The organism is Oribacterium sp. WCC10 (genome assembly GCF_900113415.1).
GTDB lineage: Bacteria > Bacillota > Clostridia > Lachnospirales > Lachnospiraceae > Oribacterium.
The window spans coordinates 253,056-267,114 of the sequence record NZ_FOPH01000001.1; the positions used below are offsets into that span (position 1 = coordinate 253,056).

Below are 14,059 nucleotides of genomic sequence, written 5' to 3' on the forward strand. Positions count from 1 at the left end.
ATCATTAAACAAATTTCTTTATGAAAGATCTTCTGTGTATCGGGCATGGCCCTAACTCCTTGAGAGCCGCTATGTGGGCCGCTGTGCCGTAACCTTTGTGTTTGGCAAATCCATAACCCGGATACTTTTCATCGTACTCTGCCATTAGGTGATCCCTGGTGACTTTCGCAAGTACGCTTGCAGCAGCTATAGACACTGACTTTGCATCACCCTTGATGATGGAAATCTGAGGGATTTCGACACCGGGAATCTCAACCGCATCATTTAAGAGGAGCTCAGGAGTCTCTCCCAGTCCCTTTTCTTTAAGCATTGTCGAAGTCTTGTCTATGGCTATACGCATGGCTTCATAATCGGCCTGAAGTATGTTTATCTCGTCGATACGTTCTTCATCGACTATGCCTACTCCGTAGGCCAAAGCTTTCTCCATTACTTCAGGAAACAGGGCTTCACGGCGCTTTTCACTGAGTTTCTTTGAGTCATTGAGGTAAAGTATCACCGCATCTTTTGGAAGTATGCAGCAGGCGGCAACAACAGGTCCTGCAAGCGGTCCTCTTCCTGCCTCGTCAATACCTGCAATCAAAGCATATTCAGAATGAGCTTCCTCATATTCATGCATCAGTTTGAGACGTTCAAGCTCTTTTTCCAAACGTTCACCTTTTAATTCTCTCATATATACTGAATCCGATATTTATTCGGACATGCCCTTTCTAAATAATGTATGACATAAAAGCCATAAGCCTGTCTCCTTCTTTTGCTCGCACGCAAGTTAGGTGACAGGCTTCTTGATGTGTCCAATCTGCTTTGTAGCGCCGGCTCTCGCAAAGCAACTTTTAATGAGCCGGTGTTTCGATAGAGCACGTAAGGACGTTTTTTCCGGCACTGACTTTCGATACAGGAATCGGTATACTTTAATTTAAATAAGTACCACAACCACGCAGTCTAATGGGAAATACTGCTGATGCCGGTATCGAAAGTGCATATTATTAGGTTTCGGATTGATCCTGTTCGTCATCAATACCACCAGGAACATGTTCCAGAGTAATGTTTCCGAGACGTCCGCTTCTGAAATCATCAAGGATTATCTTGGCGGTTTTTGAATAGTCAACGTCTCCGCCTTTCTTGATGCAGCCGCGCTTCTTTCCGATGGCATCGAATACTTTGATAGCTTCCTCGTCATCGGTTACAGTCTCTCCATAGCGGTTTGTGAGGGCATCAGGATAGTAACGGACCAGGTATTTCAAAAGGTAAAATACCAGCTCGTCAATGTTGATGATCTGATCGTTGATTGATCCGATCATGGCAAGGTTGAGACCGACTATCTCGCGCTCGAATTTTGGCCAGGTGATACCCGGAGTATCAAGAAGCTGAAGGCGCTTGCCCACATTGATCCATTGGTTTCCTCTGGTGACACCGGGCTTATTTCCGGTTTTTGCCATTGCCTTTCCAACATAGGTATTGATAAATGTTGACTTACCGACATTTGGAATGCCAAGAACCATGGCTCTGATGGTTGGAGTTTTGATACCGCGCTTCAGATTCTTTTCAATCAGCGGCTGGCATGCTTCATCGATAAGTGATGGGAGTTTTTTGAGGCTTCCCTTGTTTCTGGCATCGATTTCCATAGTATAGAAGCCCTTCTTTGCATAGTAGGAAGCAAATCTTTTGGTTTCCTTCTTATCTGCAAGGTCGGCTTTGTTAAGAAGAAGTATACGTGATTTCTCCTTTGCAAAACTGTCTACATCCGGGTTTCTTGAAGACTCCGGACAACGGGCATCAACTACTTCGATAACCAGGTCTACAAGCTTCAGATCTTCGCGAATATTTCGTTTTGCCTTGGCCATATGACCGGGATACCATTGAATATGCATTTAAATCTCCTTTTTTAGGTACAGATACGGACTGAATTACTGTCCATGTTTAAAACTGCAAACTGAGGAAATACGGAGTTTTTCTCCGAAGTTTTATTTGACAAAATTTATTTTATCTAAAGGTAATAATATGAACCAGACCTTACCGGTGATTTGGGATTTATGAACATTTCCGACGTTGATAAAACGGCTGTCTTCGGAAGAGTCGGCATTGTCTCCGATAAGGAAGTATTCGTCCTCCATGAGCTGAACCGGCTTTTCTGCAATGCCGGCAAGGGAAATGTTTGATATTTTATCACTTTCAAGAAGTGTTCCGTTTATGTATATACGGCCATTCTGGATGACCACAGTTTCGCCCGGAAGACCTACGACTCTTTTGATATTCTCTGTAGAATCATTCTTCTGAAAAATAACCACATCAAGGCGTGAAGGCTTTAAGAACTTGTATTTCAATGTATCGACCAGTGCGATCTCACCGGATGATAAGCCCGGTTCCATGCTGTGCCCTGATATCTCCACGGTAGTGAGGAAACTGTGTACTATGAACCAGGCCAGCGCGATAAGAACAAATATATTGGTTAGTGTATGTACTGTTTTTTGTATGAAACTCTTTTCCCGCATAATGATCCCTCGATTTGGTTAATTAAGAAAAGGGGCATCCCGTAAACGGAACACCCCAAAAGATCTTAATCAATAACAGATTACAGAGCCTTAACCTTAGCTGCCTTACCTGTACGCTGTCTGAGATATGTAAGCTTAGCTCTTCTAACCTTACCAGCTCTAACAACCTCAACCTTCTCAACCATTGGGCTGTGAAGTGGCCAGGTCTTCTCAACACCTACACCGTTAGATGTCTTTCTAACTGTGAATGTGATTCTGTTTGAACCACCCTGGATCTTGAGAACTGTACCCTCGAAAACCTGTAATCTCTCGCGGTTACCCTCTTTGATCTTGTTGTAAACCTTTACTGTGTCACCTGTGTTGAAGCTGGGAACCTCAGCCTTAAGCTGACCCTGCTCAATGCTCTTGATGATATCGCTGTTTGCCATTGTGCTACCTCCTAATACTATTTGACATTCATTCACGGATTTCTCGTCCGGCCTTATATATCCGGAATCCCCTATTCCGAGCATCGGAACCGTCAGAGGAATATCTCTTTTAGTCACAACTTTTGTAATTTAACATACATCCATGCATAATGCAAGCGAATTTAGACTATTTTTAGGAAACGCTGATTAAAGCGTTTCTCCGGACGGATTTTCGATGAGAAGTGTAAACTTCCTTTGAAAATCCGTGCCCCGGTGCCGGAGACTCTGAGGAAAAACTGATATAATCAGTGTTTCCTCAGATACTGTCAGTTGACTGTGTTTCCGTACCGTTAGTCTTTCTGCGACGCCTTTTCGGCTTCTTTGGAGCAAACTCGTCGGGATGCTCCGCAACGTACTTTTCATACAGATCCGGGCGGCGTTCTCTGGTTCTTTCAAGGCTCATCTGATGACGCCATTCATCAACCTTTTTGTGGTCTCCTGAAAGAAGGATCTTTGGAACGTAATGTTCTTCGAAATTTTCAGGTCTTGTATACTGAGGATATTCCAACAGTCCGTCAGAGAAACTTTCGATTTCATGAGACTCGTCTTTATTGAGTACTCCATGAACCAGGCGGGAAATGGAATCTATCATGCTGAGGGCAGGTAGTTCACCGCCTGTCAGTACATAATCTCCGATGGAAACATTTTCAACATCCAGAATCTCGAGTGCGCGTTCGTCTATGCCCTCGTAGTGACCGCAAAGGAACAGGATATCTTCTTCCTGTGCCAGTTCCTCAGCCATCTTCTGATCAAATGTTCTGCCTTGTGGAGACATGAAAAGGACTCTAGCCGGTCTGTGTCCGATCTTGTTGACTATGTGCTTGTAACAGTCTACTACCGGCTGCACCTGCATGAGCATACCGGCTCCACCGCCGTAGGGATAGTCATCCACATGATTGTGGGCGTCTTTTGTATAGTCTCGTATATTGAAAGCGGTAACTGACATAAGTCCGGACTTGATAGCTCTTCCGGAAATGCTTTCTTTTGTGACATTTTCGATGAGCTCCGGAAAAAGTGTCATCACGTAATAATTCTTCATAGATCTAAAAGTCCCGGTATAAGGTGTACCTTGATATATCCTTCTTCAGGAGCCTTCTCAAGTATAAACGGCTCACAATAAGGAATCATAAGGTCTTTTCCTTCTGTCTTTACAAGCATGACATCATGGGCACCTGTTTCGATGAACTCCTTAACGGTTCCGAGTTCTGTACCTTCATCAGTGATGACCTTGCAGCCAATGATGTCTCCGATGAAATATTCGCCTTCAGCGAGAGGGATGGCATCGGCTCTGTCTACATAAAGCTCTCCCTTACGGAACGGGATGACATCATCTATGTTGTCGAAGCCTGCGAACTTGACGATGGCAAGATTCTTGAAAAATCTTACATTCTGTACTTCAAGCTGGATCATATCCTTCATTGAACCTGAACGATCCAGCCAGACCTTCTTTAAATCATAGTATCTATCCGGATCATCAGTTGTCGGATAAACCTTAACTTCGCCTTTAAGACCATGGGTGGTAACTACTGTACCGACTCTAAGTTTTTCCTGCATAATTTCCTTTATATTAACAACAAAACTCAGCATAGTAAAAAACTATACTGAGTAATCAATGATTATTTTATATCTACGGATACCTTGATATCTGCCTTACTAGCGGCAGCAGACATAACAGAACGGATTGCCTTTGCGATACGACCTGAACGTCCGATGACCTTACCCATATCCTGCTCATTCACAGAAAGGGTCAGGACGATCTCACCATCCCTGTTTTCCTCAACGACAGAAACATCGTCAGGATTCTGAACAAGGGCTTTGGCAATTGTTTCGAGTAATTCCTTCATTAGGTCTCCTCTCGGCGGATTAGTTAATTCCGGCTCTCTTAAGAAGCTTTGCTACAGACTCAGTTGGCTGTGCACCGTTTGAAATCCACTGCTTAGCCTTCTCAGCATCAATCTTGATCTCTGATGGCTCAACACATGGGTTGTATGTACCGATCTCCTCGATGAACTTACCGTTTCTTGGTGATCTTGAATCTGCAACGATTACTCTGTAGAAAGGTGCGTGAATCTGTCCCATTCTTCTTAATCTGATCTTTAACATGGTTTTTTCTCCTATTTTTCAAAAAATAAATGTATATATGATCAACAGTTGATTACTGTTAAATCTATGGTTAATGCTTCTGTTCGGGCTGTATGGAATACAATACACCCCGGTGTTTGATTGATTCAGTTTAAATGTATCAATTACTTAATTTATATTGCGATTGTTCACTGACGGTGAGTGCATCAGAAAGGAAATCTTCCCCCGCGACCAAAGCCGCCCAGATTTCCGAGATTACCGAGACCTCCGAAACCGCCTAAGCCCCCGCGACCGTGTTTGCTTCGCATAGCACCGCCGAACTGCTTCATCATCTTGCGCATCTGCTCGAACTGTTTAACTATACGATTGACTTCTGCAATATCTACTCCTGCACCATTGGCGATACGACGCTTTCTGGAAGGATTGATGAGATCGGGATTGGCTCTTTCCTTTGCTGTCATGGACTGGATGATGGCACGAACTTTACCGAGCTGCTTTTCGGTATCGTCCATATCGATATCCCCGAGTCCGGATAGACCTGGAAGCATCTTCAGGATACCGCCGAGGCCACCAAGCTTCGACATCTGATCCATCTGGTCCATGAAGTCGTTGTAGTCAAACTTACCTCTTGTAAGCTTGCCCATTGACTCACGGCTCTTCTCCTCGTCGATATTCTTGGCAGCTTTCTCGATAAGGGAAAGCACATCGCCCATGCCGAGGATTCTTCCGGCCATACGGTCCGGATAGAACTGCTCAAGGTCATCAAGTTTCTCGCCCATACCCAGGTACAAGATAGGCTTACCTGTCATGGCCTTGATGGAAAGTGCGGCACCTCCTCGTGTATCACCGTCACACTTGGTGAGGATGACACCGTCTATGCCGACTTTGTCTGAAAATGTTTCGGCAACATTAACGGCTTCCTGACCGGTCATAGCATCGACTGTCAGTACTGTCCACTGAACCGAAACAGCTTTCTTGATGTTTTCAAGCTCATCCATGAGCCTTTCGTCAATCTGTAAACGACCTGCGGTATCAAGGATAACTACGTTGTAGTGCTTTTCCTTTGCCTCGACGATAGCCCGTCTTGCTATCTCTACAGGATCTACCTTATCTCCCAGTGAGAAGAAAGGAACATTGACCTTCTCGGCATTGACTCTCAACTGGTCAATGGCGGCCGGTCTGTAAATGTCACAGGCTACAAGCACAGGTGTACGTCCGTTTGACTTGAACTTTCCCGCAAGCTTTGCAGCTGTTGTTGTTTTACCTGCACCCTGAAGACCTACCATCATGATAACGGAAATGTCACTCGCGGGCTTAAGCACGATTTCAGTAGTTTCAGAACCCATCATGGATGTGAGTTCATCATTGACGATCTTTACAACTGTCTGTGCCGGAGTAAGACTGTTGAGAATCTCTTCTCCGATTGCTTTCTCCTTGACCTTGGCAATAAAGTCCTTAACAAGTTTGAAGTTGACATCGGCTTCGAGGAGCGCCATACGTACTTCTCTGAGTGCCTGTGTTACATCATCTTCGGTAAGCTTTCCTTTATGACCGAGATTGGAAAATATATTGGTTAATCTGTCTGTCAGATTTTCAAACGCCATCTATGATTTCTCCTGCCAGTTTCTGGATTTCTTTATCTTCTGTGTGCTCGAGTATCATTACAGCACGTTCACGTATATGCCTGAGTTTGGATTGAAGTCCGAGAGTGGTTTCTGTATCCTGAAGCTTTTTATCAGCTCTTCTGAAAAGCTCCTGAGCAGCCTGTCTTGATGTGCCGAGCTCCTCACCGATCTCTGTGAAGCTCATATCATCAATTACGTGGTACTCATAAACCTTTCGCTGGTTTTCATTGAGCAATCCGCCGTAAAGCTCATACAGATTGCCGCGTACTACAAAATCATCCATAGAGTTCTCCCTCAAACCTTTGCTAGTATAACATAAAAAAAGCACCTGTCAACAAAAAATATTGACAGGCGCTTTTTTGTTTTGAAAATAATTATGTTTATTGAGATTAAAGATGGTGCACGGTTCTGGCCTGAGCGATGATAGGATTGAGCAGGTGGGGTGCGATTTTATAACGTAAAGCTACGGTGTGAAAAATCAAAACAGTCCCATTAGAAACACTTGGATTTTTCCTTGTTTCCCCCGGCAATTCTTAGTATTCATCAGGAATACTAAGAAACTGCCGGGGGCCTGGTGTTTCTTAGGGGGCTGTTTCAGATTTTTCCACCGAAGCGTCCCGTTATAAAATGCAATCCACCTGCTCAATCCCAGTGGCGTTCAAGTTGAAACGCGGAGCTCTCTTTAGCCGTTCCATTGATCATCTGGTTAATGCAGGATTATTATTGGGGAAACTTGCCCAAAATCAGTAAAATCAATCCTCGAATATGGAATCCACGTACTCTTTGGAATCAAAGCGTCGCAGATCAGAAGCCTTTTCACCTACACCGATATACTTTACAGGGAGTCCAAGCTCTGACTGCACGGCAAGTGCGATACCGCCCTTGGCTGTTCCGTCCATCTTTGTAAGGATGATGCCTGTTACTTCACAGGCATCTTTGAATATCTCGGCCTGTGACATGGCATTTTGTCCGGTGGTGGCATCGAGAACTACAAGTGTCTCTCTGTAGCCTTCGGCAAATTCCTTATCAATGATTCTGTTGATCTTCCCGAGTTCCTGCATGAGATTCTTCTTATTATGAAGTCTTCCCGCTGTGTCAATGATGAGGAGATCCGCATTCTTTCTTTTGAATGACTGAAGGGCATCAAATACTACTGCGGCAGGATCGGAACCTTCCTTCTGTGCTATGACATCAACGTCGATACGGTTTCCCCATTCCTTGAGCTGCTCAATGGCACCGGCTCTGAATGTGTCGGCTGCCGCAAGAATAACTCTCTTATTCTGGTCCTTGAAGTTCTTTGCGAGCTTTCCGATGGAAGTAGTCTTTCCGACGCCATTTACACCGATGACGGAAATGATGCTTTTCTGTTTCTCAAAGTCATAGTAGGAATCATCCACACGCATCAGTTCGTAAAGGTAATCACGAAGAATCTTTTTGATTTCTCTGGTGGTGTTCACTCCCTGGCGGGAAGCTTCGGTTTTTACAGCGTCAATAACCTTCAGGGTTGTAGTGACGCCTACATCGGACATGATCATCGCATCTTCCAGATCCTCGTAGAATGCGTCATCCGCAACTTCGTTGGACTGAAAGATATTGTTTATAAGTTTTGAAAAGAAATTAGCCATGAGCTGATATCTCCTTTGTGATAGATGAGTTTTTCCTTAATCAGGCGTCCAGCTGATCCTGTACCAGATCTACGGATACCAGAGTTGATACACCCTTCTCCTGCATGGTGATACCGAACAGACGGTCGGTATTCTCCATGGTACCTCTACGGTGTGTGATGACGATGAACTGTGTCTGTACAAGCGTGTGCAGATACTCTGCAAAACGTGATACGTTTGAGTCATCCAGCGCCGCCTCAATCTCGTCAAGTAGACAGAATGGTGAAGGTTTCAGACTTTGGATGGCAAACAGAAGAGCTATGGCGGTAAGGGCCTTCTCTCCACCGGAAAGCTGCATCATGTTCTGAAGCTTCTTTCCGGGCGGCTCTGCGATGATGGAGATGGATGCTGTAAGAACATCCGGATCATCCGTGTCAAGCTCGAGTCGTCCCTGTCCGCCACCGAAAAGTATCTTGAAGGTCTTGTTGAACTGTTCCTGTATGAGTTTGAAGTTTTCATTGAACTGTTTACGCATACCCTGATCAAGCTCTTCGATGATCTCGTTAAGAGATTTCTCTGATTCTGTAAGATCAAGGTACTGGTTATTCAGGAATTCATATCGCTCGGATACTTCCTTATACTGCTCAATGGCATCAAGGTTAACAGGACCGAGAGCCTTTAACTGCCCCTTCAACTGATTAACAAGTGTGCGGACCTCGTTGGTGTTCTTGTACTCATCGGAATAACGTTTCTTTGCTTCTTCGTAGGTGAGACCGTACTCGTCAAACATGTAGTTGGTGAGCTTATCGATCTTTTCATCCAGCTTTTCCTTCTTGTTCTGGACACGCATGGATTCCTTTTCCATATCAAGGAGTCGAACCGATATTTCGTCCTTTTTCTGGAAGAATGAGGCACGCTCTTCCTGAAGTTTCGCCTTGCTTTCTTCATTTTTTGCCATTTGTCCGTTGAGAGCTTCGGCTGCGGTGTCGGCATTCTGAATCAATGCTTCAAGTTCACGGATCTTCTCTTCCTTTCCCTGAAGAACACTGTCGGAATTCTGCTGTGAATCCTCCATCATACCCTTTTCGCCGGTAATATCTTCGAGCTCAGAGTTGAGTCTGTGAAGATTCTCTGTGACGAAATCTGTACGTGTCGAAAGTGAAGAATACTCGACATTGATCTGTGAAGCAATGGCCATGGTCTGAGTATTCTGCTCGATGGTGAGCTTTTCTATCTCCTGACGATGAGACTCGACAGATGCCTTGGCAATGTCTCGTCTGCTTTCGGAATCCGAAAGTTTGCGACTGAGTTCATCGATGGTCTTCTTTGATGTCTCGATGTGTTCTTCTATCTCTTCAAGTTCACGCTTACGTCCCATAAGGTTCGAATTGTTCTTGAAGGAACCACCGGAGATTGAACCTCCCGGATTAAGAAGATCACCCTCGAGAGTAACGATACGAAGGGACTGGCGGTACTTCCTCTGAATCTGAAGCGCGGTTTCAATCCTGTCAACTACCAGAACTCTTCCGAGAAGGTACTCGGAAAGCGTCTTATACTTCGAATCAAACTTGATGAGGTCACATCCAAGACCGATGGCCCCCTTCTCGGAACTTGCTCTTTCGCAGTTCTCGTCACGTTTTCCTTTAATGTTGGTCAAAGGAAGGAATGTGGCACGACCGTAACGGTGCTGCTTGAGGAACTGTACCATGTTTTTGGCGGTATTTTCGTCTTCGGTTACCACGTTCTGAATGGAACCGCCTAGAGCTGTCTCAATGGCAGTTTCATAATCCTTTGGAACTTCAATGAGATCTGCCACAACGCCGAGGATTCCATGCTCCTGATCACGACGATCCATGACCATCTTTATGGCATTACCATAGCCCTCATAACGCTCAGCCAGATTGCGGAGAGTTTCCAGACGGTTGCGGAGACTGTCATGCTCACGGGTTTTGTGATTTATCTGATCGCGTAACTGCTGATTCATCTCGCCAAGTTTCATAACGAGCTGTGAATCTGATGCAATCAGCTGTTTGACCTCTTCCAGTCTCAGGTTAAGTCTTTCCAGTTCTTTGCGCTGCTCTTCAATGTTTGAAAGGAATCCGTCACTCTTTATATTGGAAGCCTTTTCGGACTCCTTTACAGGACGGTCTTCAAGCTGGAAATCAGCCCCCATACAGGATGATACCGTAAGCTCTGTTTCATCCATGGTTGAGCGGATCATCTCGAGATCAAGATCGATATTCTCCATCATCTCGTCGGTGCCGGCTTTATTATCCTTGATGAAACTGATCTGTTCTTTTATCCACTTCAGGAGACTGAGGTTATCCTCAATCTGAGAGATGCGGTCGAACATATCCTTCTGTAATGCATTGATACGCTGGGTATAGTGGAGGGCATTGTTCTTCTCTGTATTTATCTGTTCGTTTAAGACATCTATCTGTCCGCGGAGATTGGTCTTTAAAAGGTCTGATTTGTTGATCTCATCCTTTGCCCGGCTGAGTTCTTCATCCAGAGCTCTGATTTTTGATTCAATCTCTGTGTACTTGCCGTTCAGCTCTTCGGATTCCTTCTTTACGGCATCCAACTCGTCATTGACGGTGTTGGCGTTTTCATTGACAGAATCGAGACCCTTCAGGGTATCGTCCATGTCGCGGATAAAGAGGTTTGAATCTGCATTGACAAGTTCATCACGGATAGAGAGGTACTGTCTTGCTTCGTCGGACTGTTTCTTGAGAGGCCCGACCTGACGTTCCAACTCATTCAGAATGTCAGTGACACGGGTGAGGTTGGCCTGCTCATCGCTGAGCTTTTTCTCAGCCAAAGCCTTACGACGCTTGAACTTAACGATACCTACTGCTTCATCGAAAAGGTCTCGGCGTTCCTCCGGTTTACCGGAAAGAATCTTCTCTACCTGACCCTGTCCGATGATACTGTATCCATCTTTACCGATACCGGTATCGTAGAAGAGCTCGTTGACATCCTTGAGACGACATTCGGTACCGTTAAGCATGTACTCGGACTCACCGGAACGGTACAGACGTCTCGAAACAGTCACTTCATCATAGTCGATATTCAGAATTCTGTCGGAATTGTCGAGAGTTATAGCTACAAATGCGGAACTCTGGGGACGACGAAGCTGGGTACCTGCAAAGATGACATCCTGCATGGATGAACCACGAAGCTGCTTGACCTTCTGTTCACCAAGTACCCAACGTACTGCGTCGGAGATGTTTGATTTTCCGGAGCCGTTAGGTCCTACTATACCTGTGACTCCTTTACTGAAATCGAGGACAGTCTTGTTTGCAAAGGACTTAAAGCCATGAATCTCAATAGATTTTAAATACATATCCGGTTTCCGCCTTAATCTGCTTTAATGTCTGGTAGGCAGCGCCCTGCTCACCCTTCTTCTTGCTTGAGCCTTCACCGATACCATACTCCTTGTTGTCGAGGATGGCCTGTACACGATAGAATCTGTCGTGACATGGTCCGGACTCTTCTATGACCTTATATTCCAGTTCCATCTTGTTCTGTGAAACATATTCCTGAAGAACAGTCTTGGCATCTCTGTAAAGGCCTGTATTTTCAATGTCAGACAGCACAAATTTTTTCACGAATTTCTCTGCCTGCTCAAAACCGCCATCCAGATACATTGCACCTATAACAGATTCAAATGCATCCGAAATGACTGAATCACGATTGTTGATACATTCTCTTGCTTCACCCTTGCCTAAAATGATGTAATCACCAAGATTTACCTTGCGGGCAGCTTCTGCAAGTGTTGGCTCACATACCAGCGCGGCACGAACCTTGGTCATGACACCCTCTTGTAATACAGGAGTGCGATTGAAAAGAAATACGCTTGATATCAACTCGAGAACAGCATCTCCTAAAAATTCCAGTCTCTGATTTGATGCTTCCTTGGGTTCTCCGTTTTCGTTGCTGAATGATGGATGAGTAAGAGCATGTTTCAGCAGTCCTACATCATTGAAATGATACCCCAGCGCGTCCTGGAGCATTTCTAAATTGGTGTTCATTAATTCTCCTTTATGGTTTTGTGATAGGCCGTTATGTAACGACCGGAAAGTAAATCAGTGAGTGACACGAAATGCCACTCACATAATTCTGAACGTATATAGTGATGCGTGTCAAAAGAATTCAACTTGGCAAAATACTGATTATATCAGTGTTTTGCCAAGAGCCTCCGGCGCCGGGGCACGGATTTTTAAAGGAAGTTGATGTTTCACATCGAAAATCCGGCCGGGGAAACGCTTTAATCAGCGTTTCATTAGGCATCGCAGGAAAACATGAGGGATCTGAAGCTCACCCGAATCATGTTTTACTTGTTCTTTACAGCTTCCTGAATGGCTGATACAGCATCCTGAACTGTGATCATATGCTCTGCAGCATCATCGGGAACTTCGATTCCGAACTCCTCTTCGATGGCCATAACCACCTGAACAACATCCAGCGAGTCCATCTCAAGATCATCTACAAACTTTGCTGTAAGAGTGATCTTGTCAGCTTCAACATGTGAAACTTCCTTTGTGATGATCTCTTTTAATTTTTCAAATTCCATAATATTCTCCAATCTGTCACCATGATGACTTTATTAAGGGTTTACTGTACTGTTTTCCTTTTCGGCAGTCTCAGCCTCGATGCTTTCGGCAATCTTTGCCACCGCATCAGCTTTTACGAAATCGTAACACTGCTGAACCGCGTGTGTGATTTCGCGTCCGTCGGTATTGCCGTGTACCTTTACAACAAGTCCTTTGAGACCGAGTACAGGCGCTCCGCCGTACTGCTTTGCATCAAACTTCTTGAGTGTGTTCTTAAGAGAGCCCTTGATGAGCGCACCGCCCAGAAGTGAAATCGGGCTGGACTTGATGGCACTCTTTATCTCGCCGAGAAGCATCTTTCCGACGCCCTCGTACATCTTGAGAATGCAGTTGCCCACAAATGCATCACAGATGACTACGTCACACTCTCCGAAAACAATGTCTCTTGCTTCACATGAGCCTTTGAAGTTGATGTCCTTTACTTCCTTAAGAAGAGGCATGGTTTCCTTGACGAGCTGGTTACCCTTTTCTTCCTCGACACCAACATTTACGAGACCTACAACAGGATTTTTGATGCCTACGACTTCTCTCATATAAATGGTGCCCATCTTGGCGTACTGAACAAGCCATTCAGGCTTTGAGTCAACATTGGCACCGCTGTCAAGCAGCAGGGTAACTCCTTTTTGAGTCGGGATAAGTGCTCCGAATGGAGGACGTGGTACTCCCTTGGCACGGCCGACGATGAGCTGCCCGCCTGCAAGTACGGCTCCGCTGGAACCGGCTGAGATGAAAGCGTCAGCATTGCCTTCTTTTATAAAGTGAAGGGCCTTGACGATGCTTGAGTCCTTCTTTCGTCTGATTGCGGTGACTGGTGATTCATGAAGAGTGATGACCTCTGCGGCATCCATGACCTCTACACGCTCAGAAAGCTCGGTCTCGCTGATTCCGCACTCCTTTGCATAGGAAAGCTCCTTCTTTACGGCTTCTTCGGGTCCAAATAAAAAAAGCTTTGTATCGGCTGTTGACTTGAGAGAATCAAGTGCACCTTTAACGATGGCGGAAGGTGAATTGTCTCCGCCCATACAATCTATAGCTATTCTAACCATCTTGCTCCAATCTGATGTATTGTTGCTGCGCCATGTTTGGGATTTTGGCAGTCAACTAATCATGCCGCTTATGGGCATAGTAATGCTTTATACATACTTTGCTATTCTAATATGCACGATGTTTTGCGTC

Annotated in this window: 15 protein-coding genes; all 15 read right to left on the reverse strand. The window is 45.1% G+C overall.

All coding sequences use genetic code 11. The annotated features are described in order from the left end of the window. Nucleotides 1-4: 4 nt before the first annotated feature. The 15 genes from BM294_RS00940 to plsX all read right to left on the reverse strand — a co-directional run bounded on the left by BM294_RS00940 (nt 5) and on the right by plsX (nt 13,929). Nucleotides 5-670, reverse strand: coding sequence for a ribonuclease HII (locus tag BM294_RS00940; RefSeq protein ID WP_091204005.1), 666 nt, complete (start codon nt 668-670; stop codon nt 5-7). Between the two features lie 313 nt (nt 671-983). Beyond that, entirely contained in the window at nt 984-1,868 is an 885-nt protein-coding gene (gene ylqF / locus BM294_RS00945; RefSeq protein ID WP_091204006.1) for a ribosome biogenesis GTPase YlqF, read from the reverse strand. Between the two features lie 93 nt (nt 1,869-1,961). Beyond that, nucleotides 1,962-2,489, reverse strand: a complete 528-nt coding sequence (gene lepB, locus BM294_RS00950) for a signal peptidase I (protein WP_091204008.1) — start codon at nt 2,487-2,489, stop codon at nt 1,962-1,964. A gap of 80 nt (nt 2,490-2,569) precedes the next feature. Next, nucleotides 2,570-2,917 (reverse strand): 50S ribosomal protein L19, encoded by a 348-nt coding sequence (gene rplS / locus BM294_RS00955; protein ID WP_091204010.1) that lies wholly within the window; start codon nt 2,915-2,917, stop codon nt 2,570-2,572. A 295-nt stretch (nt 2,918-3,212) separates the two neighbouring features. Further along, nucleotides 3,213-3,995, reverse strand: a complete 783-nt coding sequence (trmD, locus tag BM294_RS00960; RefSeq protein ID WP_091204011.1) for a tRNA (guanosine(37)-N1)-methyltransferase TrmD — start codon at nt 3,993-3,995, stop codon at nt 3,213-3,215. Next, nucleotides 3,992-4,510 carry a ribosome maturation factor RimM gene (gene rimM, locus BM294_RS00965; RefSeq protein WP_091204013.1) on the reverse strand — a complete coding sequence of 173 codons (519 nt, stop codon included), beginning with the start codon at nt 4,508-4,510 and terminating at the stop codon, nt 3,992-3,994. The genes trmD and rimM overlap by 4 nt, the downstream gene beginning before the upstream one ends. A 62-nt stretch (nt 4,511-4,572) precedes the next feature. Further along, nucleotides 4,573-4,800: a KH domain-containing protein gene (locus BM294_RS00970; protein ID WP_091204015.1), complete on the reverse strand. Its 228-nt coding sequence runs from the start codon at nt 4,798-4,800 to the stop codon at nt 4,573-4,575. Between the two features lie 19 nt (nt 4,801-4,819). After that, nucleotides 4,820-5,059, reverse strand: coding sequence for a 30S ribosomal protein S16 (gene rpsP, locus BM294_RS00975; protein ID WP_091204017.1), 240 nt, complete (start codon nt 5,057-5,059; stop codon nt 4,820-4,822). 185 nt (nt 5,060-5,244) lie between these two features. Further along, a complete protein-coding gene (ffh, locus tag BM294_RS00980; protein ID WP_091204019.1) occupies nt 5,245-6,642 on the reverse strand; it encodes a signal recognition particle protein in 1,398 nt (465 codons plus the stop codon). Then, nucleotides 6,632-6,946, reverse strand: a complete 315-nt coding sequence (locus BM294_RS00985; RefSeq protein ID WP_091204020.1) for a sigma factor-like helix-turn-helix DNA-binding protein — start codon at nt 6,944-6,946, stop codon at nt 6,632-6,634. The genes ffh and BM294_RS00985 overlap by 11 nt, the downstream gene beginning before the upstream one ends. 469 nt (nt 6,947-7,415) lie before the next feature. Further along, nucleotides 7,416-8,288 carry a signal recognition particle-docking protein FtsY gene (gene ftsY, locus BM294_RS00990; RefSeq protein ID WP_091204022.1) on the reverse strand — a complete coding sequence of 291 codons (873 nt, stop codon included), beginning with the start codon at nt 8,286-8,288 and terminating at the stop codon, nt 7,416-7,418. Nucleotides 8,289-8,328: 40 nt separating this feature from the next. Then, a complete protein-coding gene (gene smc / locus BM294_RS00995; protein ID WP_091204023.1) occupies nt 8,329-11,613 on the reverse strand; it encodes a chromosome segregation protein SMC in 3,285 nt (1,094 codons plus the stop codon). After that, nucleotides 11,594-12,301, reverse strand: a complete 708-nt coding sequence (gene rnc, locus BM294_RS01000) for a ribonuclease III (RefSeq protein ID WP_091204025.1) — start codon at nt 12,299-12,301, stop codon at nt 11,594-11,596. The genes smc and rnc overlap by 20 nt, the downstream gene beginning before the upstream one ends. 302 nt (nt 12,302-12,603) lie before the next feature. Next, entirely contained in the window at nt 12,604-12,843 is a 240-nt protein-coding gene (gene acpP, locus BM294_RS01005) for an acyl carrier protein (RefSeq protein WP_091204026.1), read from the reverse strand. Nucleotides 12,844-12,876: 33 nt separating this feature from the next. Beyond that, nucleotides 12,877-13,929 (reverse strand): phosphate acyltransferase PlsX, encoded by a 1,053-nt coding sequence (gene plsX / locus BM294_RS01010; protein ID WP_091204028.1) that lies wholly within the window; start codon nt 13,927-13,929, stop codon nt 12,877-12,879. Nucleotides 13,930-14,059 lie beyond the last annotated feature (130 nt).

What these genes read in the sequence shown, in the direction of transcription:
- BM294_RS00940 (WP_091204005.1), bottom strand. Translation starts at nt 670, where the DNA reads ATGAGAGAATTAAAAGGTGAACGTTTGGAAAAAGAGCTTGAACGTCTC.
- ylqF (WP_091204006.1), bottom strand. Translation starts at nt 1,868, where the DNA reads ATGCATATTCAATGGTATCCCGGTCATATGGCCAAGGCAAAACGAAAT.
- lepB (WP_091204008.1), bottom strand. Translation starts at nt 2,489, where the DNA reads ATGCGGGAAAAGAGTTTCATACAAAAAACAGTACATACACTAACCAAT.
- rplS (WP_091204010.1), bottom strand. Translation starts at nt 2,917, where the DNA reads ATGGCAAACAGCGATATCATCAAGAGCATTGAGCAGGGTCAGCTTAAG.
- trmD (WP_091204011.1), bottom strand. Translation starts at nt 3,995, where the DNA reads ATGAAGAATTATTACGTGATGACACTTTTTCCGGAGCTCATCGAAAAT.
- rimM (WP_091204013.1), bottom strand. Translation starts at nt 4,510, where the DNA reads ATGCAGGAAAAACTTAGAGTCGGTACAGTAGTTACCACCCATGGTCTT.
- BM294_RS00970 (WP_091204015.1), bottom strand. Translation starts at nt 4,800, where the DNA reads ATGAAGGAATTACTCGAAACAATTGCCAAAGCCCTTGTTCAGAATCCT.
- rpsP (WP_091204017.1), bottom strand. Translation starts at nt 5,059, where the DNA reads ATGTTAAAGATCAGATTAAGAAGAATGGGACAGATTCACGCACCTTTC.
- ffh (WP_091204019.1), bottom strand. Translation starts at nt 6,642, where the DNA reads ATGGCGTTTGAAAATCTGACAGACAGATTAACCAATATATTTTCCAAT.
- BM294_RS00985 (WP_091204020.1), bottom strand. Translation starts at nt 6,946, where the DNA reads ATGGATGATTTTGTAGTACGCGGCAATCTGTATGAGCTTTACGGCGGA.
- ftsY (WP_091204022.1), bottom strand. Translation starts at nt 8,288, where the DNA reads ATGGCTAATTTCTTTTCAAAACTTATAAACAATATCTTTCAGTCCAAC.
- smc (WP_091204023.1), bottom strand. Translation starts at nt 11,613, where the DNA reads ATGTATTTAAAATCTATTGAGATTCATGGCTTTAAGTCCTTTGCAAAC.
- rnc (WP_091204025.1), bottom strand. Translation starts at nt 12,301, where the DNA reads ATGAACACCAATTTAGAAATGCTCCAGGACGCGCTGGGGTATCATTTC.
- acpP (WP_091204026.1), bottom strand. Translation starts at nt 12,843, where the DNA reads ATGGAATTTGAAAAATTAAAAGAGATCATCACAAAGGAAGTTTCACAT.
- plsX (WP_091204028.1), bottom strand. Translation starts at nt 13,929, where the DNA reads ATGGTTAGAATAGCTATAGATTGTATGGGCGGAGACAATTCACCTTCC.